The 21,670-nt window shown below is 59.2% G+C and carries 17 protein-coding genes; 7 read left to right on the top strand and 10 right to left on the bottom strand.

The features are described from left to right. The first annotated feature begins 7 nt into the window (after positions 1-7). Positions 8-3,187, top strand: coding sequence for an efflux RND transporter permease subunit (locus ACZ0A4_RS08355; protein ID WP_038367649.1), 3,180 nt, complete (start codon positions 8-10; stop codon positions 3,185-3,187). Then, on the top strand, positions 3,184-4,605 hold the full coding sequence (locus ACZ0A4_RS08350; protein WP_141125555.1) for an efflux transporter outer membrane subunit: 1,422 nt from the start codon (positions 3,184-3,186) through the stop codon (positions 4,603-4,605). Before ACZ0A4_RS08355 ends, ACZ0A4_RS08350 begins: the two co-directional genes overlap by 4 nt. A 59-nt stretch (positions 4,606-4,664) precedes the next feature. Here the strand turns inward: ACZ0A4_RS08350 and ACZ0A4_RS08345 are convergent, their stop codons facing one another. The 3 genes from ACZ0A4_RS08345 to ACZ0A4_RS08335 are packed head-to-tail and all read right to left on the bottom strand — an operon-like array spanning position 4,665 to position 7,978. Next, positions 4,665-5,648 carry an HlyD family efflux transporter periplasmic adaptor subunit gene (locus tag ACZ0A4_RS08345; RefSeq protein ID WP_463574040.1) on the bottom strand — a complete coding sequence of 328 codons (984 nt, stop codon included), beginning with the start codon at positions 5,646-5,648 and terminating at the stop codon, positions 4,665-4,667. Between the two features lie 4 nt (positions 5,649-5,652). Then, the gene (locus ACZ0A4_RS08340) at positions 5,653-5,853 is read right to left on the bottom strand and encodes a DUF1656 domain-containing protein (RefSeq protein ID WP_016987298.1); all 201 of its coding nucleotides are present in this window, start codon (positions 5,851-5,853) and stop codon (positions 5,653-5,655) included. Continuing rightward, positions 5,843-7,978, bottom strand: coding sequence for an FUSC family protein (locus ACZ0A4_RS08335; protein WP_463574039.1), 2,136 nt, complete (start codon positions 7,976-7,978; stop codon positions 5,843-5,845). Before ACZ0A4_RS08335 ends, ACZ0A4_RS08340 begins: the two co-directional genes overlap by 11 nt. Before the next feature lie 171 nt (positions 7,979-8,149). On the opposite strand from ACZ0A4_RS08335, the gene ACZ0A4_RS08330 reads away from it, so the two are divergent. The 3 genes from ACZ0A4_RS08330 (at position 8,150) to ACZ0A4_RS08320 (ending at position 12,506) form a co-directional block, all read left to right on the top strand. Further along, positions 8,150-9,205 carry a tetratricopeptide repeat protein gene (locus tag ACZ0A4_RS08330; RefSeq protein WP_463574037.1) on the top strand — a complete coding sequence of 352 codons (1,056 nt, stop codon included), beginning with the start codon at positions 8,150-8,152 and terminating at the stop codon, positions 9,203-9,205. A 131-nt stretch (positions 9,206-9,336) separates the two neighbouring features. Beyond that, positions 9,337-10,839 (top strand): ATPase domain-containing protein, encoded by a 1,503-nt coding sequence (locus tag ACZ0A4_RS08325; RefSeq protein ID WP_463574036.1) that lies wholly within the window; start codon positions 9,337-9,339, stop codon positions 10,837-10,839. Beyond that, entirely contained in the window at positions 10,836-12,506 is a 1,671-nt protein-coding gene (locus ACZ0A4_RS08320; RefSeq protein WP_463574034.1) for an ATP-binding protein, read from the top strand. Before ACZ0A4_RS08325 ends, ACZ0A4_RS08320 begins: the two co-directional genes overlap by 4 nt. Before the next feature lie 15 nt (positions 12,507-12,521). On the opposite strand, the gene ACZ0A4_RS08315 is transcribed toward ACZ0A4_RS08320, so the two are convergent. Together ACZ0A4_RS08315 and ACZ0A4_RS08310 are read right to left on the bottom strand one after the other, a co-directional pair. Beyond that, positions 12,522-12,881 (bottom strand): hypothetical protein, encoded by a 360-nt coding sequence (locus ACZ0A4_RS08315; RefSeq protein WP_463574033.1) that lies wholly within the window; start codon positions 12,879-12,881, stop codon positions 12,522-12,524. Continuing rightward, entirely contained in the window at positions 12,878-13,393 is a 516-nt protein-coding gene (locus ACZ0A4_RS08310; RefSeq protein ID WP_463577511.1) for an RHS repeat-associated core domain-containing protein, read from the bottom strand. The genes ACZ0A4_RS08315 and ACZ0A4_RS08310 overlap by 4 nt, the downstream gene beginning before the upstream one ends. Between ACZ0A4_RS08310 and ACZ0A4_RS08305 the strand changes: the two genes are divergently transcribed. Continuing rightward, positions 13,383-14,192 (top strand): hypothetical protein, encoded by an 810-nt coding sequence (locus ACZ0A4_RS08305; protein WP_463574032.1) that lies wholly within the window; start codon positions 13,383-13,385, stop codon positions 14,190-14,192. The two genes, ACZ0A4_RS08310 and ACZ0A4_RS08305, sit on opposite strands and share 11 nt — an antisense overlap. A gap of 269 nt (positions 14,193-14,461) precedes the next feature. Here the strand turns inward: ACZ0A4_RS08305 and ACZ0A4_RS08300 are convergent, their stop codons facing one another. The 5 genes from ACZ0A4_RS08300 to ACZ0A4_RS08280 are packed head-to-tail and all read right to left on the bottom strand — an operon-like array spanning position 14,462 to position 21,006. Beyond that, on the bottom strand, positions 14,462-14,839 hold the full coding sequence (locus ACZ0A4_RS08300; RefSeq protein WP_003225116.1) for a response regulator: 378 nt from the start codon (positions 14,837-14,839) through the stop codon (positions 14,462-14,464). 44 nt (positions 14,840-14,883) lie between these two features. Further along, positions 14,884-16,098 (bottom strand): hybrid sensor histidine kinase/response regulator, encoded by a 1,215-nt coding sequence (locus ACZ0A4_RS08295; protein WP_463574031.1) that lies wholly within the window; start codon positions 16,096-16,098, stop codon positions 14,884-14,886. Beyond that, entirely contained in the window at positions 16,092-16,685 is a 594-nt protein-coding gene (locus ACZ0A4_RS08290) for a chemotaxis protein CheB (RefSeq protein WP_141125547.1), read from the bottom strand. Before ACZ0A4_RS08290 ends, ACZ0A4_RS08295 begins: the two co-directional genes overlap by 7 nt. Continuing rightward, a complete protein-coding gene (locus tag ACZ0A4_RS08285) occupies positions 16,682-17,515 on the bottom strand; it encodes a CheR family methyltransferase (RefSeq protein ID WP_463574030.1) in 834 nt (277 codons plus the stop codon). The genes ACZ0A4_RS08290 and ACZ0A4_RS08285 overlap by 4 nt, the downstream gene beginning before the upstream one ends. Further along, positions 17,515-21,006 carry a response regulator gene (locus ACZ0A4_RS08280; protein WP_463574028.1) on the bottom strand — a complete coding sequence of 1,164 codons (3,492 nt, stop codon included), beginning with the start codon at positions 21,004-21,006 and terminating at the stop codon, positions 17,515-17,517. The genes ACZ0A4_RS08285 and ACZ0A4_RS08280 overlap by 1 nt, the downstream gene beginning before the upstream one ends. 263 nt (positions 21,007-21,269) lie before the next feature. Between ACZ0A4_RS08280 and ACZ0A4_RS08275 the strand changes: the two genes are divergently transcribed. Beyond that, on the top strand, positions 21,270-21,638 hold the full coding sequence (locus ACZ0A4_RS08275; RefSeq protein WP_463574027.1) for a response regulator: 369 nt from the start codon (positions 21,270-21,272) through the stop codon (positions 21,636-21,638). Positions 21,639-21,670 lie beyond the last annotated feature (32 nt).

The raw sequence follows: 21,670 nt of genomic DNA, 5'->3' as shown, positions 1-21,670 counted from the left end.
AACTCCGATGAATTTTTCCCAATTCTTCATTTCACGGCCGATCTTCGCAGCGGTGCTTTCGCTGTTGATCCTGATCGCCGGTGCGATCTCGCTGTTCCAGCTACCGATCAGCGAATACCCGGAAGTCGTGCCTCCAACCGTGGTGGTGCGTGCCAACTTCCCGGGCGCCAACCCTAAAGTCATCGGTGAAACCGTGGCCGCTCCGCTGGAGCAAGCCATCACCGGCGTCGAGAACATGCTGTACATGTCCTCGCAGTCGACCGCCGACGGCAAGATTACCCTGACCATCACCTTCGCCCTGGGCACTGACCTGGACAACGCGCAGGTGCAGGTGCAGAACCGGGTGACCCGTACCGAACCGAAGCTTCCCGAGGAAGTGACGCGCATCGGTATCACCGTCGACAAGGCATCGCCCGACCTGACCATGGTTGTGCACTTGACCTCGCCGGACAAGCGCTACGACATGCTCTACCTGTCCAACTACGCAATCCTCAATATCAAGGATGAGCTCGCTCGACTGAACGGTGTCGGTGATGTGCAGTTGTTCGGTATGGGCGACTACTCGCTGCGTGTCTGGCTCGACCCGAACAAGACCGCTTCGCGCAATCTGACCGCTACCGATGTAGTGACCGCGATTCGTGAGCAGAACCGTCAGGTGGCGGCCGGTCAGTTGGGTGCACCCCCTGCCCCGAATGCCCAGAGCTTCCAGCTGTCGGTCAACACGCAGGGCCGTCTGGTCAGCGAGGAAGAGTTCGAGAACATCATCATTCGCGCAGGCGACAATGGTGAGATCACTCGTCTCAAAGACATCGCGCGCGTTGAGCTCGGTTCCAGTCAATACGCCCTGCGCTCGTTACTGGACAACCAACCGGCGGTGGCCATCCCGATCTTCCAGCGCCCAGGCTCCAATGCCATCGACATCTCGAACGAAGTTCGCGGAAAGATGGACGAGCTGAAGAAAAACTTCCCGCAAGGCATGGACTACAGCATCGTCTATGACCCGACGATCTTCGTGCGCGGCTCGATCGAGGCGGTGGTTCACACCCTCTTCGAAGCGCTGATTCTCGTGGTGCTGGTGGTGATCCTGTTCCTGCAAACCTGGCGTGCCTCGATCATTCCGTTGGTGGCGGTGCCGGTGTCGTTGATCGGTACGTTTGCGGTGATGCACCTGTTCGGCTTCTCGCTGAACGCGCTGTCGCTGTTCGGCCTGGTACTGGCGATCGGTATCGTGGTGGACGACGCCATCGTGGTGGTGGAGAACGTCGAGCGCAATATCGAGCTCGGATTGAATCCAGTCGAAGCCACCAAGCGCGCCATGCGTGAAGTGACCGGCCCGATCGTTGCCACGGCTCTGGTGCTGTGTGCGGTGTTCATTCCGGCGGCGTTCATTTCCGGCCTCACCGGGCAGTTCTACAAACAGTTTGCACTGACCATCGCCATCTCGACCGTGATCTCGGCGTTCAACTCGCTGACCCTGTCGCCAGCACTGGCCGCTGTGTTGCTGAAAAGCCATGACGCGCCGAAAGACCGCTTCTCCAAGGTGCTCGACAAGATCTTTGGTGGCTGGCTGTTCCGTCCGTTCAACCGTTTCTTCGATCGTGCCAGCCATGGCTACGTCGGCACGGTGCGCCGGGTTATCCGTAGCAGCGGCATCGCCCTGCTGTTGTACGCAGGCCTGATGGTGCTGACCTTCTTCGGTTTCTCCAGCACGCCGACCGGTTTCGTCCCCGGCCAGGACAAGCAGTACCTGGTAGCTTTCGCACAACTGCCGGACGCTTCGAGCCTGGATCGCACCGAAGAAGTGATCAAGCGCATGTCCGACATGGCACTGAAACAACCAGGCGTGGAAAGCGCCGTGGCGTTCCCGGGCCTGTCGATCAACGGCTTCACCAACAGCCCGAACGCCGGCATCGTCTTCGTGACCCTGAAACCGTTCGACGAACGTAAAGACCCGAGCATGTCCGCCGGTGCAATCGCCGGGGCCTTGAACGGCCAGTACGCGAACATTCAAGAGGCGTACATGGCGATCTTCCCGCCACCGCCGGTACAAGGTCTGGGCACCATTGGTGGTTTCCGTCTGCAAATCGAAGACCGGGGCAACCTGGGCTACGACGAGCTGTACAAGGAAACCATGAACATCATCAACAAGAGCCACAGCGTGCCGGAACTGGCTGGCCTGTTTACCAGCTACACGGTGAACGTGCCGCAGGTCGATGCCGCTATCGACCGTGAAAAAGCCAAGACCCACGGCGTGGCCGTCAGCGACATCTTCGATACCCTGCAGATCTACCTGGGTTCGTTGTATGCCAACGACTTCAACCGCTTCGGGCGCACCTATCAGGTCAACGTTCAGGCTGAGCAGCAGTTCCGTCTCGAATCCGACCAGATTGGCCAGCTGAAAGTACGTAACAACAAAGGCGAAATGATCCCGCTGGCGACCTTCATCAAGGTCAGCGACACCTCGGGTCCGGATCGCGTGATGCACTACAACGGCTTCATCACCGCAGAAATCAACGGCGCGGCTGCCCCGGGCTACAGCTCCGGTCAGGCCGAAAAAGCCATCGAGAAACTGCTGAAGGATGAACTGCCGAACGGCATGACCTACGAGTGGACCGACCTGACCTACCAGCAGATTCTGTCCGGCAACACCGCGCTGTTCGTGTTCCCGCTCTGCGTACTGCTGGCGTTCCTGGTACTGGCCGCTCAATACGAAAGCTGGAGCCTGCCACTGGCGGTGATCCTGATCGTACCGATGACCCTGCTGTCGGCCATCACCGGTGTGATTATCTCGGGCGGCGACAACAACATCTTCACCCAGATCGGCTTGATCGTACTGGTGGGGCTTGCCTGTAAGAACGCGATTCTGATCGTCGAATTCGCCAAGGACAAACAGGAAGAAGGCCTCGACCCGCTCGCTGCGGTACTGGAAGCCTGCCGTCTGCGTCTGCGGCCGATCCTGATGACCTCCTTCGCGTTCATCATGGGTGTGGTGCCACTGGTGTTCTCCAGCGGTGCCGGTGCCGAGATGCGTCACGCCATGGGTGTGGCGGTGTTCTCCGGGATGCTCGGGGTGACCTTCTTCGGTCTGTTGCTGACGCCAGTGTTCTACGTACTGATCCGTAACTTTGTTGAACGCGGCGAAGCCCGAAAAGCGGCCAAAGCTCTGAAACTGGAGGCGCAACAATGAGTCTGAAAGTCTTCCTGCCGAGTCTGCTGGTGCTGGCCCTCAGCGCCTGCGCTGTCGGCCCCGACTACAAGACCCCAGCCACGGAGGCGGCCAATATCACGGCCGTCACAGACGGCGCCGCCGGGCAAAAGAACTTCGACCGTTCGAAATTCGAAGGCATCTGGTGGCAGCAATTCGACGATCCGACCCTCAACCAGTTGGTGACCCAATCGCTGCAAGGCAACCGCGAACTGCGCGTGGCGTTCGCCCGCTGGAAAGCCGCCCGGGCGATCCGCGACGACGCCAGCAACGATGCGATGCCGACCATCACCAGCCGCGCCAGCAGTGATCTGGCCAAGGGGCAAATCCCTGGCCAGACCACCAACCGGGTCAATAGCGAACGCTATGACCTCGGTCTGGACATGGCCTGGGAATTGGACCTGTTTGGCCGCATCCAGCGCAATCTGGAAGCCAGCGACGCCGACCAGCAAGCGGCCGAAGCCGATCTGTACCAACTGCAAGTCACCATGATTGCCGAACTGGTGGACGCTTACGGTCAACTGCGTGGTGCGCAACTGCGCGAAAAGATCGCCGTGGCCAACCTGAACAATCAGGTGGAATCGCGCAAGATCACCATCAGCCTGCGTGATGCCGGCGTTGGCGATCAACTCGACGTCGAACGCGCCGATGCGCGTCTGGCCTCGGTCGAAGCCAGCGTGCCGCAATTGCAGGCAGAACAGGTTCGGCAGAAAAACCGTATCGCCACCCTCTTGGGCGAGCGTCCGGACAAACTGACTGTCGATCTGAGCCCGAAAGACTTGCCGGCGATTGCCAAGGCTCTGCCAATCGGGGATCCGGGCGAGCTGCTGCAGCGTCGTCCGGACATTCTCAGCGCTGAGCGCAATCTGGCTTCGGCCACGGCGCGTATTGGCGTCGCGAAAGCTGATCTGTTTCCACGGGTCAGCCTCAGTGGCTTCCTCGGCTGGACGGCCGGGCGCGGTTCGCAGATCGGTTCCTCGGCGGCCAACGCCTGGGCACTCGGCCCGAGCATCACGTGGGCCGCGTTCGACCTTGGCAGCGTGCGCGCCCGTTTGCGTGGCGCCGATGCTGATGCCGAAGGCGCCCTGGCGAACTACGAGCAGCAAGTACTGCTTGCGCTTGAAGAGTCGGAAAACGCCTTCAGTGATTACGGCAAGCGTCAGCAACGTCTGATCTCGCTGATCCGTCAGAGCGAATCCAGCCGCAAGGCTGCCGACCTGGCTGAAATCCGCTACCGCGAAGGCACGACTGACTTCCTCGTGCTGCTCGACGCGCAGCGTGAACGGCTGAATGCCGAAGACAGTCAGGCCCAGGCTGAAGTCGACCTGTATCGCGGCATCGTCGCGATCTACAAGGCCCTTGGCGGCGGCTGGCAACCGGAGACTGTTGCCAGCAAGTAATCGATTGTTAAAGAGCTCCTTTGGTTGGCCGCAACCAACCAAATTTTTTGCCCCGCGTATCATTCGGTCGCGGGGTTTTTTTGTGCCTTTTTTTCAGTGTTGTTTTCCAGGACAGTAACGGTTGCCGTGGTGCCTGCGCGCAGGCGATCCTTGCCGGCATAGTCGCCATCAATGTCGATCCGCACCGGCACCCGCTGGGCCAGTTTCACCCAGGTGTAACTCGGGTTGATATTGGCCAGTAGCCGACTGCCCGGCGCGTTTTCCCGGTCGGCAATGGCAAAGGCAATGCTCTGCACCGTGCCGCCGAAGGTTTCTCCGCTCATCAATTGCACCCGCACCCGATCGCCCTCGCCGATGCGCGGCAGTTTGGTTTCTTCGAAGTAGCCGCTGATGTAGAACGAATCGCTGTCGACCAGTGCCAATAAAGCCCCGCCGCTCACCGCGTAGTCACCTTCGCGGGTCAGCAGGTTGGTGACATAACCGCTAACCGGGGACTCGACGCGGGTGCGCTGCAAATCCAGTTCCGCCTGAGTCAGTGCTGCGATAGCCAGTTGCACATTGGCTTCGGCCAGGCCGAGATTGGCCTGATTGCGCAGCAGGTCGGCCTGAGCCACCGCCACGTCGGTACTGGATTTCTCCCATTCTTCCCCGGAAATCGCGAAACCCTGCTTGAGCGTGCGCCGTCGGCGCTCTTCGCTTTGCCGCTGTTTGAGCAGTGCTTCGCTGGCAACGATCGCCGCTTGCGACTGACCCAGCGTTGCCTTCGCCACTTCCACCTCGCGGCGCGAGTGCTCCACTGCCAGACGGTAACGCGCCGGGTCGATCTCCATCAGCAGTTGGCCCTTGTCGACATGCTGGTTGTCCTGCACCGCAAGGCTGACAATGCGCCCGGAGACATCCGCCGACAACGTCACCACATCCGCCCTTACCCGGGCATCGCGAGTCCACGGCGCGCGGGTGTAATGCTCCCAGGCAAACCAGCCGAGCACGATCGCCAACAGCACCACCGCCAATGTGATCAATCGCGTGAATAACACTTTCAAGGCATCAGGCTCCCATCAGCAAAATCAGCGTGGCACAGACGCAGGCATACAAAGCGCCTTCGAACAGCGCTTCATGCCAGACCAGACGCAGTACGCCAAGACGCCGCAGCCCCCAATCCAGAACCATGAATATCGGTATGGCCAACAACAACGCCTGGGCAATGGGCGGCAGGTAGACGCCGCCAATCTCGAAATCAATGGGCAAGGGCCGCTTCTCCTTCCGGGACAGAGTGCTGGATAACGTCACCGTGGCGCTGCAGAAATGACACGACGATCAACAGGGCCACTCGCATACGAAACAGCGACCACACATGCTCATGGCTGGCGACATGCAGTTCATCCAGCTCATCGCCCAGTGTATGCAGCGTGGTCAACAACGGCGCCAGTTGCACATCTTGCCGCCCGGCGACAAAGCGCCCGGTCTTGTGCACGGCCGAAGCCAGACGCTGAGTAAAGGCATCTGTCAGCAGCGCATTGTTGTGCGCCTGCTGACGCAACTGGTGCATTGCCACACCCAGTGCCACGCAGCCCAGGCTGATTTCATAGAGTTGCTGCATGGCACGGTTGTTCACCGCTGGCAGCAGGCCGAGCATGCTGGTCAGGCGATCGACCATGCGGCTTTCAAAGGCAAACTGTTGTTCATCGGTCGCCGGGGTTTTGCTCAGCGCATACACCTGCTCGCGCGCTTCGTTATACAACCGGCGAAGGCGCCATGCCGGACGAAACGGGAAAATCCACGCATAAACGATCAAGGCGAGCATTGCCGCACTGATGTAGGCGCCGGCGAACTCGAACCATTGAATCGCCGTGTTCTGCCCAGTCCCGACATTCTGCGGGCCGAGCATCAGGAAACTCGACAATCCCAGGCCCATGCCGATTCCCGCAGTGGCCGGGCTGGCCAGACCGATTGCAATCACATATAGCAGCGGCGCCAGCAACAATGCCAACAGCTCGAAATCGCTGATCGCTGGCACCAGCATGAATTGATAGAGCGCCGAGACCACCAGCGCCAGGCCCAGGCCTCGGGCATAACTCTGCGCCGCCATGAGTGGACGCGGAAACGTCGCCATCAGCGAACAGAGAATTCCCACCAGGATCATTCCGCCCCGTGCACCGTCCCAAGCGGTTTCGATCCAGATCAACCCGGCCACCAGCAACGCGGTGAAAGCGCGGATCGCATTCATAGACGCCAGGGTGAAATCCAGATGCAGCGGGCTGACCTGACCGCGATAGAGGCAACTGGCCTCGCGCCCTTCCTGAATGGCATCGCTCAATTCGAGGATCTGCTCGAGTTGCTGCAACAGCCGCGCCTGCTCCCAGCGCAACGCCCAGGCCAGTGAACGCAAAGTGGCGCTCATGTCTTCAGTCAGTTGCTCGGCCTGATATGCCAGAACCTCGAACTGATGTTGCAGCGTGACGAACTGATGACGCGTGTTTGCAGGCAGCGAGCGCCCCTGCTCTGCCAATTGGTCGAGTAACGCCAGCTCTTCAGCGCGCAGGCGTTGAATGTCCAATGGCAGATCACCCTCCCAGCGCTCGGTGAGCAATTCGCGCTGATGACGCAGTGCAGTCAATCGCGAGGTCAACAGCATCAGTTGATTGCCCAGCAGCAGCACCAGATGGTTGGCGCTGCGCAACCGTGGCGCATCGAAATACAAGTGCCGGCGCAGGCCTTCGAGGGCACTGATCTCACCGAGCAATTGCATTTGCCGGCGCTGGAAATCGGCCTCGCTTTCTTCCGTGCGAAGCACCGCCGCAGCGTGACTGGCGGCCAGTTTGATAACCTGATCAACCTTGGCGAAATACCCCTTGGCGACCGCTTGCGGGCGTGCCGTCAACAGGCTGACCACGCATACGCAGGCCACGGCCAACAGGGTTTCGGTAACACGGGTAACCGCCAGTAAAAACGTACCGTCCTGGTCCGGAATCGCCAATAACGCCACGACTACAGCGGTGTAACCACTGAGCACAAACGCCTGCGAACTGGTGTAGCGCAGCAACGTACCGCCGGCCGTGCACAGCGCCAGCCACAGGGCCAGGGTGGTAATGAATGGCAGCGGTGCCTGAGGAAAGATGGCCATGATCAATACCGCCACCGCCGCCCCGAGGGTCGTGCCAATCACCTGGCCGAAACTGCGTGCCAGCGCCATCCCGGCCAACGGCTGGCTGACAATGACCACCGCCATGATCGACCACTTCGGCTGATCGAGATCGAACAGGAACGCCAGATACAGCGTCAACAATCCCGCCACAATGGTTCGCAGGGCAAACAGCAGGACAGCCAGACCCGGATGGATCACCGCCTTGAAGTAAGTGAACAGGGCTTGCATGGGCACACTCAACGAAACGACTTCTGCAAGCGTAGACACTGCATCGAAAGCTTGACGGGTAACTGAGTCGACGCAACTTGTAGGGGGATTCGCATGCACAGGGTTTGACTCGTGGCCCGAGCTGACCGAAGCTTGCCGCTCCGCTCAAGAACGCCTGTTTCGGAAACCTGCATGCCTCAGTCTCGCCGCTACCTGCTTATCAGCCTGGGCCTTGTGCTTGTCGTCGTCGTGGCCTGGTTATCTGTGCGCAGTACCGCCCCGGTCATACCCGATGCGATCAAGCACGGTTATAGCGAAGCGCTGAATGCCGCACGCACCGGCGAGCCGGGCGCGGCGCGTCAGCTGTATCAGCAACTGGGCCGACCGGACATCTCGATCAAGCGCCGCGTGTGGCTGCATGGTGAACTGCCTAATTACCCGAGCCCGCAAGCATTGAAACTGGCTGACACTGACTTACAGAACGAAGCCCCCGCGGTGCGGCTGGCGGCAATCAAAAGCGTGGTGGGACTGGTGCCGGGCGGGCAACGCAGCCTGTTGCTCGGCCCCCTGCTTGAGGATGAGGAGCAAACCGTGCGCTTTGCCGCGATCAATGCCCTGCTGGGCTTGACGCCGGATGAACTGGGTCTGTATTTCGCGCCATTGCAACAAGCAATCGACGGCTGGGAACAAACGCTCAAGGCACAACCGGAAAGCGCCGCCAACTACGCGCAACTCGCCCGGCTGCATCTACACAACGCAGAACTCAAGGAGGCGCAGGTCGCGCTCGACAATACCCTGCGCCTGGAACCCGGCAATCTGCAGGCGCTGGTGATGCAGATCGATGTCCTCGATCGCCAGGGCCAAACCGACGCCGCCCGGCAACTGCTGGGCCAGCAACTCAAGGCACAACCTGACTCGGCTTATCTGCAACATGCCTTGGGTCTTTGGCTGTTGCACCACGATCAGCGCGAATATGCCCTGCTCGGTTTGTCCAAAGCCGTCGAACTTGAGCCAGACAACAAGGATTACCGCTACGACCTCGCCACCACCCTGCACAGCGCCGAAGAACTGGAAGCGGCACAAAAGCAATTGCAGGAAATCGTCCAGCGCCACCCCGCTGACCGCAAGGCGCGGGTTTTGCTGATCAACTACTGGAAGGAAAGCGGCCAACTGCAGAACGTACAGATTCTGTTGGCGCAGCTGGAACAGCTCAACCCGGATGATCCGGCATTGCAGCAAGGCCTCTGAACCACTTTCGACAGTACGCTCGACACATCTCGCAAGGAATTTCGGAACTGCCATCACGGCGCAAGGTCAAGTTATTCAGGCCGCTCGATAAGTTGGCGGCCTCGCTTCCCTTAGTCATGAGAGGGCATTTTTTGTCTACTTCTAACGAGTTGATCAGTGCGAAAGCCGCTACCGGCATTGTGGGTCTGGACGACATCCTGGCCGGTGGTTTGTCTCGCGGTCATGTTTTCCTGCTGGAGGGTGAACCCGGTACCGGTAAAACCACGGTCGCTTTGCATTTTCTCCTGGCCGGCGCCAAAGCCGGCGAACGCTCGTTGTACATCACGCTCTCGGAAACCGAGCGCGAACTAAGGCAAGGGGCGCTGTCCCACGGCTGGACGCTGGATGACAACGTCAAGATCTTCGAGCTGACGCCCCCGGAAAGCCTGCTCAATGCTGAGCACCAGCAGAGCCTGCTGTACTCTTCCGACCTGGAACTGGGCGAAGCCACAAAACAGATTTTCGAAGCGGTCGAACGTTTCAAGCCCACGCGTGTAGTGCTCGACAGCCTGTCGGAGATCCGCTTGCTGGCGCAGAGTTCGTTGCGTTATCGCCGACAGATTCTGGCCATCAAGCATTACTTCGTGCGTTACAACGCCACCGTACTGCTGCTCGACGACCTGACCACCGAATCCCTCGATAAAACCGTGCACAGTGTCGCTCACGGGGTGATTCGCCTTGAAGAGCTGACGCCCAACTACGGCGCCGAGCGCCGGCGCGTTCGGGTGGTCAAATACCGCGGCCAGAAGTATCGCGGTGGTTTTCACGACTTCACCATCATGGGTGATGGCGTGCATGTGTTCCCACGGTTGGTGGCGGCTGAACATCGCGGCGAGTATGCGCGCTTGCAGTTGACCAGCGGCATCCCGGAAATGGACGCCCTGCTCGGCGGCGGCATCGAGACCGGTTCCAGTACGCTGATTCTCGGCCCTGCCGGTACCGGTAAATCGCTGATCTCGATGATCTTCGCCGCCGCTGCTGTGGGACGCGGCGAAAAGGCAGCGCTGTTTATCTTCGACGAAGAGCTCGGCCTGCTGTTCGAACGCATGAAGAACATCGGCATCGACCTCAAGGCGTTGCAAGCCACCGGCAATCTGTTGATCGAACAAGTCGACGCCGCTGAACTGTCGCCGGGCGAGTTCTCCCATCGCGTGCGCCGCTGCGTCGATGAAGGTCAAATCAAAACCGTAGTCATCGACAGCATCAACGGCTATCAGGCAGCAATGCCGGAAGAAAATGCGCTGGTGCTGCACATGCACGAACTGTTGCTGTACCTCAACCGCAAAGGCGCGGCGACTTTCATGACCGTCGCTCAACATGGTCTGGTCGGCGACATGCAAGCGCCGGTCGACATTACTTATCTGGCTGACACGGTGATTCTGTTGCGCTACTTCGAAGCACTGGGCAAAGTCCGCCGCGCGATCTCGATCATCAAGAAACGCACCGGCAGCCACGAATCGACCATTCGTGAATACCGCATTTCCACGCAAGGCATGACCATCGGCGAACCGCTGGAAGCCTTTCAGGGCGTGCTGCGTGGCGTCCCCACCTACCTCGGCGCGAGCAACCCGTTGTTGCAGGAAGAGAACTTGTGACGGTCCAGGTGCCGTTGGCCGAACGGGCGCTGATTCTGGCGCCCGTGGGTCGCGACAGCCAGATTGCGCTGATGATCCTCAACGAGGCCGGTTATGAAGGGCTGGTCACCCCCGGTCTGGGATCGCTGTGCACCGAACTGGAACTGGGTGCCGGTCTGGTGCTGGTCGCCGCCGAAGCGTTGCGCGGGCCGGAACTGGAGGCGCTGTTCCTGTACCTCGAACAGCAACCAGCCTGGTCGGATCTGCCCATTGTGCTGTTGACCCATCACGGCGGTCAGGAACAAGGCCCCTCCTCGCGCCTGAGCGATCTGCTGGGCAACGTGACATTCCTTGAGCGACCGTTTCATCCGGCGACGCTGGTCAGTATGGTCTCGGCCGCGTTGCGCGGCCGACGACGACAGTACGAGGCCCGCGACCGGCTGATCGATTTGAGCGAAAGCGAACGACGCCTGCAATCGACCCTGGAAACCCTTGAGCAACAGGTCGAAGAGCGCACCGCGCAACTGCGCCACAATGAAGAAGCGCTGCGCCAATCGCAGAAGATGGAAGCGGTCGGCCAACTCACCGGCGGCATCGCCCACGACTTCAACAACATGCTCACCGGCATCATCGGCAGCCTTGAGTTGTTGCGTCGGCGTCTGGCCCGTGGGCGCACGGATGACCTCGACAACCTGATCGACCTGGGCGTGACCTCGGCCAATCGCGCCGCCGGCCTGACCCATCGTTTGCTGGCCTTTTCGCGCCGCCAGTCGCTCGACTCCAAAGCCGTGCAGATGAACACGCTGGTGCTGTCCATGGGTGAGCTGCTGCAACGCAGCCTCAACGAAAGCATTCAACTGGACATGCGCCTCAACGACAAACTGTGGGTCGCCGAGGCGGATCCCAATCAACTGGAAAGCGCCCTGCTCAACCTGGTGATCAACGCCCGCGATGCCATGCCCGACGGCGGCAAACTGGTGGTCGAGACCAGCAATCAGGTGCTCAAACGCGAATTTACTGAAGCCTACAGCAACCTCGAACCCGGTGATTACGTGATGCTCAGTGTCACCGACAACGGCAGCGGCATGCCGCAGAGTGTGATCAGTCGTGCGTTCGACCCTTTTTTCACCACCAAACCGATCGGCCAGGGCACGGGGCTGGGCCTGTCGATGATCTACGGTTTCAGCAAGCAGTCGCGCGGACATGTGTCGATCGACAGCGAAATCGATGAGGGCACCACGGTCAGACTTTATCTGCCGCGTTTTCGCGGTGAAGAACTGGAAAGTCCCGACGCCGACATTCAACAGGCACCCGATGCGCTGGACGGCGAAACCGTGCTGATCGTCGAAGATGACCCGGCCGTGCGCGTGCTGGTTTGCGCGGTGCTCGGTGAGTTGGGTTATGCCTTTGTCGAAGCGTGGGATGCCGACAGCGCCGTGCCGATTCTGAACTCGACGCAGCGCATTGATCTGCTGATCAGCGATGTCGGCCTGCCGGGCATGAACGGCCGGCAACTGGCGGAAGTCGGCCGTCAATATCGGCCAGGTCTGAAGGTGTTGTTTATCACCGGATACGCCGAGCACGCAGCAGTGCGCGGCGGGTTCCTCGATTCGGGGATGCAGATGATCACCAAACCGTTTACGTTCGATCTGCTGACGGCGAAGGTCAGAGAGATGATCAGGCAATGAACGATTGCTCACTCATCAGACAGACGTCGTAGCACTGTTCAGCAGTCGTTGGCTGTTTTTACTATTCCTGGTTTCTTTATAGAGTCTTCGTTTATCTGCAGCGGATAACAGATTTCTGTCGGTATCGGCTCTGGGCGTCGTTACATTGGGAACGGCGTTGACCTCATGCAGGCCCACCCCAGACAAAACCCTTTCACCTACGAGGGCGTCGAACTGACCGGCGAGCTGAAGATTTTCGAAGCCGGCTCGTAAAACCGGGTCTACCACATGATTCCCCAGAGCAGGACCTATCCCACGGTTGATCAATACATCACCTACGCCGTAGACCGAAGACATAGCGGTATCGTGCAGAAAGCCTTTTCCGAATGTTTTCATGTCTTCGAGTGTCGGGAACGTCGGATCCGCCGCCCCATTCCCAAACCTTTCGAGATTCTGCTCACGCCAGCAGCTTCAAGATAATGCCCCGCGAGGCCTGCTGACGCGTAAGCCCATGAAGCACCGCTCAGAATCATTGCCGCGCTTCTCAGAGCTTCCCGCGCAGCCAACTTCATCACGGTCTTCGCAACATACTTGGCAGTGTACCCCGCAGCGCCCTTCACAATCCCCCGGCCCATTCCGGATGGAATGGCCTTAAGGCGCTGGGTCGGGGTCACTCGCGTTTTGGCCAGCCCCTGCAAGTCCACAAACCCGATCGGATTCCCGCCCACCATACGGTACAAATTCAGCCCGTCGTGAACGCCACCCGGATCGGCACTCAGCCATCGTTGCCGCCACGGCAGGTAGTAACGAAACCCGTAGTAATACAAACCCGTTGCATCCCGCTCCTGCCCCGAATAACGCACCGTCCGGTAAATGATTGCGCGAGTAACGAATGGGTTGAGCGCCATCATTGATACTGATGAGATTGCCGACGGGATCGTAGGTGTACGCCAGATCCTGCAGCGCAGGCTTGTCAGCGAGATGGGCGAGCAAACGGCTCAAGCGTCCGCTCTCGGGATCAAACGAGCAACGAGTGACAACCTGGTTACCAGCCGTTTGCTGCTCGATCTGCCCTTCAGCGTTGTAGTGAATTTCACCAACCAGCGTGGTCTCTTGCCGGGCACCGGCCATTTTCAGGCCGATTGCGGCCAGTTCACCCGCCAGCGTCTGCCGCACATATTGCTCATGGCCCGCTGCATCGAGATGGCGGGTCTGCTCCCCCAATGCGTTATAGCCGGTGTGGGAAACCGCACTTTCAGCTTCCAGCAGCGCGTCGCGTTCGAGGGGATCGAGGGGCCAGTCCGGCACCTGCGGCGTATTGAGAAAGCGCCACGCTTGCTCAAGCGGAGCTCCCAGGATATCGAACTCATTAAAGAGTTGCGTACCCACCGTGTCGTCATGCCTTATCAGCTGTCCGCAACGGTTGTGCCGTGCGGATTCGGTATTGGCGTCAGCATAGGAGAAGCACTCGGCGCGCCATTCCCCTTGATCGTTTGCAGCCTCGAAGACGAATGCCGGACGCAGCAACGCATCGTACACAGTCCTGTGTTGATTGAGCTTTTGATCCCAGCTCTGCAACGGCTGCCCCGACGCTCCCGGCAGGCTCAAATGCCAGCCGGCGTCGACATTGACGGACAACAAAGCGCCGCCAGACAGGCTGGCGATTGTGGTGTGATTGGAGGGGGTTGCGGGGTCATCCTGCAATAACGCGAACAATCGCGGGTCGCGAACATGGCTGGCCCGATGCTTGAAGTCGTCGACTGTCTGGGTAATACGCGGCTGCGGATCATCCGCGGCAGACCGCCTGCAATAGACAACCGTGCGTGCGGTGGCACCGCGAGCGTCGTACACAGTAATTGCAGGTGTATGCCGATGCATGAGCGTGGACCTCATTCGATAATGAGGTCTTTTATGGGCGCGCGCCTTGATGGCGTCAACTGTCAGAAATTACAGGTATGGCGCCATTCGTCGTGTCTTCAGGCGAGCAATTCCTGAATCTTTTCCTGCAATACATCGAGATCGAACGGCTTTTCCAGGATCGGCGCCTTGCGCGTGATCGGGCTGCCGGTTTCGCGGATTTCCTGCGGATAACCGCTGATGAAAATCACCTTCAGGTCCGGGCGCAGCTTGACCGCCGGTTCAGCGATCTGCACGCCGGAGATCCCGCCCGGCAAACGGAAGTCGGTGATCAACATGTCCAGATGCGGCTTGCTCGCGAGAATTTCGAACGCCTGCTCGCCGTTTTCCGCCTGCAACACGCGATACCCCTGCCCTGACAAGTAATCCGTCAGGACCATCAAGATAACCGGTTCGTCCTCGACGACGAGTACTACATCTTGTGCATCTACGCTCATGGGAAGCCTTTGTTCGGTCAATAGCTGCTGATACGACCGTACGGTCAATCAGAGGTTGCGTCGGATGTGCCGTTTTCCTGAATTGGCAGACAAACGCGAAACTGGGCGCCTTCGTTGATTTCACTCTCGACGACGATGGAGCCGCCATGGGCGGCGACGATCTGCTCGGAAATGAACAGACCCAGCCCGAGCCCGGCCACTACCGTCTTGGCGGAAACCCGTTCGAACTGTTGGAAAATACGCTTCTGGTTCTCTTGGCTAATACCGATGCCATGGTCCTGCACCTCGACGCGCGCCTCGTCACCTTCGCGGTAAACCCGCACCTGAATCGGACTCCGACCGCCATAACGCAGCGCGTTGGTCAGCAGGTTGGTGACCACCTGCTCGATGCGGAACTCGTCCCAATTGCCTTCCACCGGCGCTGGCGCGGTAAACGACACTTCGGTTTCCGCAGCTTCAATCTGTGACGCGAAGTTTTGCAGCAGATTGCTCACCAGTTGCACTAGATCGAAACGGCTCGGCCGAATCGACAACTTGCCGGTGCGAATACGTGACACGTCGAGCATGTCTTCGATCAGGCGGATCAGGCTTTTGATCTGCCGCTCATCGCGGTCGACCATGGCGTGCATCTTGTCGAGGGTAAACGCTGCGGCGTTGTCACGGGCCAAGTGCATCTTGCGCAACTGGGTTTCGAGGATCAGGCCGTTGAGCGGCGTGCGCACTTCGTGAGCGACGATGGACATGAAGTCGTCGCGCATGCGCACTGCCTGTTCCAGTTCCAGCTGAGTGCTTTGCAGTTGTTGCAACAGCGCTTCCTGCTCGCGTCGAGCCTGTTCCAGCGCTTCGAGCTGTTGCTTCATCGCCTTGCTCTGGCGGTACAGATCGACGAAGACGTTGACCTTGCTCTTCACCGCATGGATATCCAGCGGTTTGTGCAGAAAGTCCACCGCCCCGCTCTCGTAACCCTTGAACGCATAATTGAGTTCACGGCCGGCAGCGCTGACGAAAATGATCGGTATATTTTTGGTTTTCTCGGTACCGCGCATCAACTCGGCGAGTTCGAAGCCGTTCATGCCCGGCATCTGCACATCGAGGATGGCCATGGCGAACTCGTGTTGCAGCAGCAACGACAGCGCCTCATCCGCCGACAACGCTTTGTAGACGGTACGGTCTTCACGCTTGATCAGCGCTTCGAGTGCCAGCAGGTTCTCCGGCAGATCGTCGACGATCAGCAGTTTGGCTTGGATATTACTCAGCATGCGATTCGTTCCAGCTCGACAAGCAGACGGCCGATGCCGTGAATGGGTAGGACATGATCCGGCTGCTGAATGTTCAGTGCAGCCCGGGGCATGGTGGCGACTTGCGCCTCTTCGGGATCCTGGACGATGGTCAATCCGCCACAGCGTTTGACCTGCGCCAGCCCCCGCGCGCCATCGTGATTGGCGCCGGTCAGCAGGACAGCGGCCAGTGATGAACCGTACGCGTCGGCGGCCGATTCAAACAGGTAGTCGATCGAAGGACGGGAATAATGCACACGGTCCTCAAGACTCAGCGAAAGGCTGCGATCCTGCTCGACTGACAGGTGGTAGCCCGGCGTCGCGAAATACACGTTGCCGGCGACAATGTCCTGTTTGTCACAAGCCTCGTGCACCGGCATATCGACGCGTCTGGCGAACACCTCGGCCAATTGGCTGCGGCGCTCTTCAGGCAGATGCAGAACAACAATGATCGGCAACCCATAGCCTCGGCGCAGCGGCCCGAGCAAGCTCAGCAGCGCCTCAACGCCACCGGCGGAAGCACCGACCACAATCGCCTCGACGCGAGGTAAAGCCACGGCCTCGTTCATGTTTTGCGGTAAATCCGTTCTTGTTTCACCAGCGGCTCGAACTCGTTGGCATAACTGGAAAAATCCAGCGTCTCTTTGCTGCCGAGCACCAGAAAACCACGATGGCAAAGCGATTCATGGAACAAGCCAAACGCCCGATCCTGAAGCTTCTTGTTGAAGTAGATCAGCACGTTGCGGCAGGAAATCAATTGGGTTTCAGAGAACACGCTGTCCGTCGCCAGACTGTGGTCGGCGAAAGTTACGTTCTCGCACAGGCTCTTGTCGAAAATCGCGTAACCGTAAGCTGCAGTGTAGTAGTCGGCAAACGAGCGCTGACCACCGGCCTGCTGATAGTTGGCGGTGTACGCGCGAACATTCTCCATCGAGAAAATCCCCTGCTTGGCCTTGTCCAGCGAGCGTGGGTTGATGTCAGTGGCATAAATGATCGTGCGATCGAGCAGGCCTTCTTCGCGCAGCAGAATCGCCATCGAATAGACCTCCTCGCCCGTGCTGCACCCGGCGATCCAGATCTTGATCGACGGATAGGTGCGCAGCAACGGCACCACTTCCCTGCGAATGGCGAGGAAGTGCGACGGGTCACGAAACATTTCGCTGACCGGGATCGTCAGCAATTGCAGCAACTGCATGAACGCCGTCGGGTCATGCAGGACTTTTTCCTGCAACGCCGAAATGGTCGCGCACTCGAACTGGCTCAATGCGTGCTGCACCCGGCGCTTGATTGAAGCGCCGGAATAATCGCGAAAATCGTAGCTGTACTTGAGGTAAATCGCCTCGATCAACAAGCGCAGTTCGATTTCACTGTTTCGTTCGGCTGGCGTACTGCGTTCCACTAAATGCGTTCCATCTTCGGTAACCACACGCGAATCAGCGAGAACAGCCGATCAAGGTCGATGGGCTTGGCCAGGTAATCATTGGCGCCCGCCTGCAGGCAGCGCTCCTGATCGTCCTTCATGGCCTTGGCCGTCACCGCGATGATCGGCAGCTTGCGCCAGCGCGGATCCTTGCGGATTTCAATGGTGGCTTCGAAACCGTCCATTTCCGGCATCATCACGTCCATCAACACCAGATCGATGTCCTCGACTTCATTGAGTCTTTCAATCGCCTCACGACCGTTACGGCCGATCACCACGACTGCACCTTTGGTCTCCAGCGCACTGGTGAGGGCGAAAATGTTACGCACATCGTCGTCCACCAACAGCACTTTGCGACCCTCGAAGACCTTGTCGCGACTGCGCGCGGTCTTGAGCATCTTCTGCCGTTCATGGGACAACTGCGATTCGACTTTGTGCAGAAAGAGTGTGACCTCGTCCAGCAAACGCTCCGGCGAACGTGCACCCTTGATGATGATCGAGCGCGAATACTTGCGCAGTTCGGCCTCTTCATCGCGGGTCAGGTTGCGCCCGGTGTAGACAATCACTGGCGGGAACGAGCAGATGTCTTCGGTGGACATGCGCTTGAGCAGGTCATTGCCGAGCATGTCCGGCAATTTCAAGTCGATGACCATGCAGTCGTAGATCGTTGTGCGCAGCAGCTCCAAAGCGTCCTGCGCGAGGCCGACAGCGGTGATTTCGATGTCTTCGTCGCCGATCAGTCGGGCAATGCTTTCACGCTGCAAATCGTCGTCCTCGACCAACAGCACGCGTTTGACCTTTTGCGTCAGTTTGGCTTCGAGACGGGCGAACACGTCCTTGAGCTCTTCGCGGGTGGTCGGTTTGACCGCATAACCGATCGCGCCCATGTGCATGGCCGCTTCGACACGGTCTTCGACGGAAATCACATGCACCGGAATGTGCCGGGTTTCGGCGTGCTCTTTCAGACGTTGCAGCACGGTCAGGCCAGAGTGATCCGGCAGGCGCATATCCAACAGGATGGCGTCCGGCACAAACTCTTTCGCCAGGTCATAACCTTCGTCTGCGCCATGGGCCACGAGACACTGATAACCGAGTTCATGCGCCAGATCGTAGAGGATGTGCGCAAAGTTCGGCTCGTCTTCCACCACCAGAATGCAGCGCGTGGCGAATGGAGCCTTGTCGCGGTCGTCGGCGAAGCGCGGAATGTGCACCGGTGCCAATGGCGAAACCACTGGCGCCAGCGGTGCGCTGACCATTGTGGCTGGCGGCGTAAAGGTCGATGGCGCGAACGGAACTTCGTTGGACTCGTTGTACTGCTGCGGCAACACCAGCGTGAACACGCTGCCCTGCCCCGGCGTACTGCTGACGCTGATCGAGCCGCCGAGCAAGGTCGCCAGATCCCGTGAAATCGACAGGCCCAGCCCAGTGCCGCCGTATTTGCGGTTGGTGGTACCGTCGGCCTGACGGAAGGCCTCGAAAATGCTTTCCTGCTGATCGGCGGCGATACCGATACCCGAATCGCGAATGATGAACGCAATCCGATCATCAGGCTGACCAGCGATGGTCAGACTGACCGTGCCCTTCTCGGTGAACTTCACTGCGTTGGACAGCAGGTTCTTGATTACCTGCTCCAGACGCTGACGGTCGGTGTACAGCATGCCAGGCGCGCCGGGCTGCAGATCGACACTGAAGGTCAACTGTTTGTCTGCCGCCAACGGTTCAAACACGCTGCGCAAACCATCGGCCAGACGCGCGACGCTGGTGTTCTCGGGAATGACTTCGAGCTTGCCCGCCTCGACCTTGGAGATGTCCAGAATGTCGTTGATCAGGTTGAGCAGATCGTTGCCGGCAGAATAGATCGACTCGGCAAACTTGACCTGTTCGGCGCTGAGGTTGTCCTGCGGGTTCTCCGCCAGCAACTTGGCCAGAATCAGCGAACTGTTCAGCGGCGTGCGCAGTTCGTGGGACATGTTGGCGAGGAATTCGGACTTGTACTTGCTCGAGCGCTGCAACTCTTCGGCGCGTTCTTCGAGTTGCACCTGAGCCTGATTGAGTTCGGTGTTCTTCAGGTCCATGGCGTCGCGCTGCTCGGCCAGGGTCTGCGCCTGTTCGGCAAGCTGTTCGTTGGTCTGTTCCAGTTCGACTTGCTGGGTTTCCAGATGCGCCTGGGACTCCTTGAGAATCCGCGACTGCTCTTCCAGCTCTTCGTTGGCGGTTTTCAACTCTTCCTGCTGCACCTGCAATTCTTCGTTGAGCTGCTGGGTTTCGGCCAGCACTTCCTGCAAGCGCTGACGGTAGCGCGCGGCTTCGATGGAGGTGCCGATGTTGCCCGCAATCAGCTCCAGCAGTTCGATATCGCGATCATTGAGCGGCCGCAGGAAACCCAGTTCGATCACGCCGTTGACCCGATCGTCATCGCTGGTCGGCACCACCAGCACGCTGTGCGGCAAACCTTCGCCCAGACCTGAGCTGACTTTGAAGTAGTCCGACGGCACTGAGTCCAGACGAATCAGCCGCGCCTGTTGCGCCACCTGACCGACGATGCCTTCGTCGCTGTAGATCGACTGGTCTTGCTCTTCCTGCTCGCGGGAGAAACCGTAAGTGGCCACACGCTTGAGGCCTCCGTGCTCTTCACGCACATACAGCGCGGCCACGGCGGTGCCCAGGTATTGCGCGCAAAACTGCAGAATATTGCGCCCCAACAGATTCAGCGTCAGTTGCCCCAGCACCTGCTCGGCCAGTTCGGTCTGACCATTGCGCAACCACGCCTGCTGTTCCAGACGCTCGGCACTGGCTTGCTGTGCGGCAAGGTTGGCGCCGTAGTTAGTGGACAGATTGACCAGATCACGTCGGCCAATATAGGCCAGCAAGCCACTGATACCGGCAATGAACAACAGGTACAGGCTGATGCTCCAGATCGTGGTGCGGCGCACGTCTTCATTGCGCGTGGTGCGCAAAACCTGTTCGGTCTCGATAACGTCTTCGAATTGCTTGCGGATTTCGTCCGTCAGGCGCTTGCCGCGTCCGGCCTTGACCGCGCCCCGGTAATCACCGCTGGAACGCTGCAGATCAATCATCGATTGCGCGTAATTGGCCCACTCAATCTGCAAGGCTTGCAGACGGCGCAGACGATCGGTTTGCACCGGGTTGTCGGCGGTCAATTCAAGCAAGGTGTTGAGCGCCACGGCGATGCGTGGCTTGGCCGTTTCGTACGGGTCGAGGAAGTGCTCGTCACCGCTGAGCAGAAAACCACGCATGCCGGTTTCCAGGTCCACGGTGAGCTTCACCGCTTCATTGGCGTTATTGATCACCCGGTCGGTGTGCTCCACCCACTGGATAACCGACAGCAGATAAGTGATCAGCGACACGAAGAACACCGCACTGAGCACACCGACGCCCAAAGGCAGACTGACGTTGCGACTCAGGAGTTTGCGAAACCGTTGCTCATCAACCGTAGACGGAGAGGACATGGGGCAGCCTTGTCGAACTGTTCAAAAACAGGCAGTTTGCCCCAAAACGGCGGTATGGATCCATTTTTCTCACACCTTTCGCCGCAAATTCCTACACTCAACCGCACCTACGCGGTCGGCAACCGTTATCCTTGCCGCCCCGTCTGCAGCTATGCTTTTTTTGTGTCAGGCAGGGAACTTGTGGCACTGCGCCATTTACTGATGAAAGAGCCCGGCACTTTTGATCGACCGGCGACCCTGAACTGACTTTTGAGAGCCTTATTATGTCTACCCCCGCCTCCACCATCCTTGTCGTAGAAGACGACAACATCGTGCGCATGTTGATCGTCGATGTGCTGGAGGAGCTGGAGTTCAAGGTGCTTGAAGCAGACGGTAGCGAACAGGCACTGGAGAAGCTTAATGACCCGGGTCTCCACATTGACCTGATGATGACCGACGTCGGCCTGCCGGGCATGGATGGCCGTGAGCTGGCGACCGAAGCACGCAAATTGCGCCCCGCCCTGCCTATTTTGTTCGCCAGCGGTTACGCCGAAACAATTGATGTGCCCGCAGACATGCATGTGATCGGCAAACCGTTCTCGATTGATCAACTGCGCGACAAGGTGAAGGGTGTTCTCAACCTGGGCAACTAAGGCCCGGGCCGGCTGTGGTTTAATTGCGCGCC

It is taken from the genome of Pseudomonas sp. AC172 (genome assembly GCF_979258595.1).
This window is presented reverse-complemented; position numbering and strand designations above follow the sequence as displayed.

Coding starts and splice junctions, on each gene's coding strand:
- ACZ0A4_RS08355 (WP_038367649.1), top strand. CDS start 8: ATGAATTTTTCCCAATTCTTCATTTCACGGCCGATCTTCGCAGCGGTG.
- ACZ0A4_RS08350 (WP_141125555.1), top strand. CDS start 3,184: ATGAGTCTGAAAGTCTTCCTGCCGAGTCTGCTGGTGCTGGCCCTCAGC.
- ACZ0A4_RS08335 (WP_463574039.1), bottom strand. CDS start 7,978: ATGCAAGCCCTGTTCACTTACTTCAAGGCGGTGATCCATCCGGGTCTG.
- ACZ0A4_RS08330 (WP_463574037.1), top strand. CDS start 8,150: ATGCCTCAGTCTCGCCGCTACCTGCTTATCAGCCTGGGCCTTGTGCTT.
- ACZ0A4_RS08315 (WP_463574033.1), bottom strand. CDS start 12,881: ATGAAAACATTCGGAAAAGGCTTTCTGCACGATACCGCTATGTCTTCG.
- ACZ0A4_RS08310 (WP_463577511.1), bottom strand. CDS start 13,393: ATGGCGCTCAACCCATTCGTTACTCGCGCAATCATTTACCGGACGGTG.
- ACZ0A4_RS08300 (WP_003225116.1), bottom strand. CDS start 14,839: ATGAGCGTAGATGCACAAGATGTAGTACTCGTCGTCGAGGACGAACCG.
- ACZ0A4_RS08295 (WP_463574031.1), bottom strand. CDS start 16,098: ATGCTGAGTAATATCCAAGCCAAACTGCTGATCGTCGACGATCTGCCG.
- ACZ0A4_RS08290 (WP_141125547.1), bottom strand. CDS start 16,685: ATGAACGAGGCCGTGGCTTTACCTCGCGTCGAGGCGATTGTGGTCGGT.
- ACZ0A4_RS08280 (WP_463574028.1), bottom strand. CDS start 21,006: ATGTCCTCTCCGTCTACGGTTGATGAGCAACGGTTTCGCAAACTCCTG.
- ACZ0A4_RS08275 (WP_463574027.1), top strand. CDS start 21,270: ATGTCTACCCCCGCCTCCACCATCCTTGTCGTAGAAGACGACAACATC.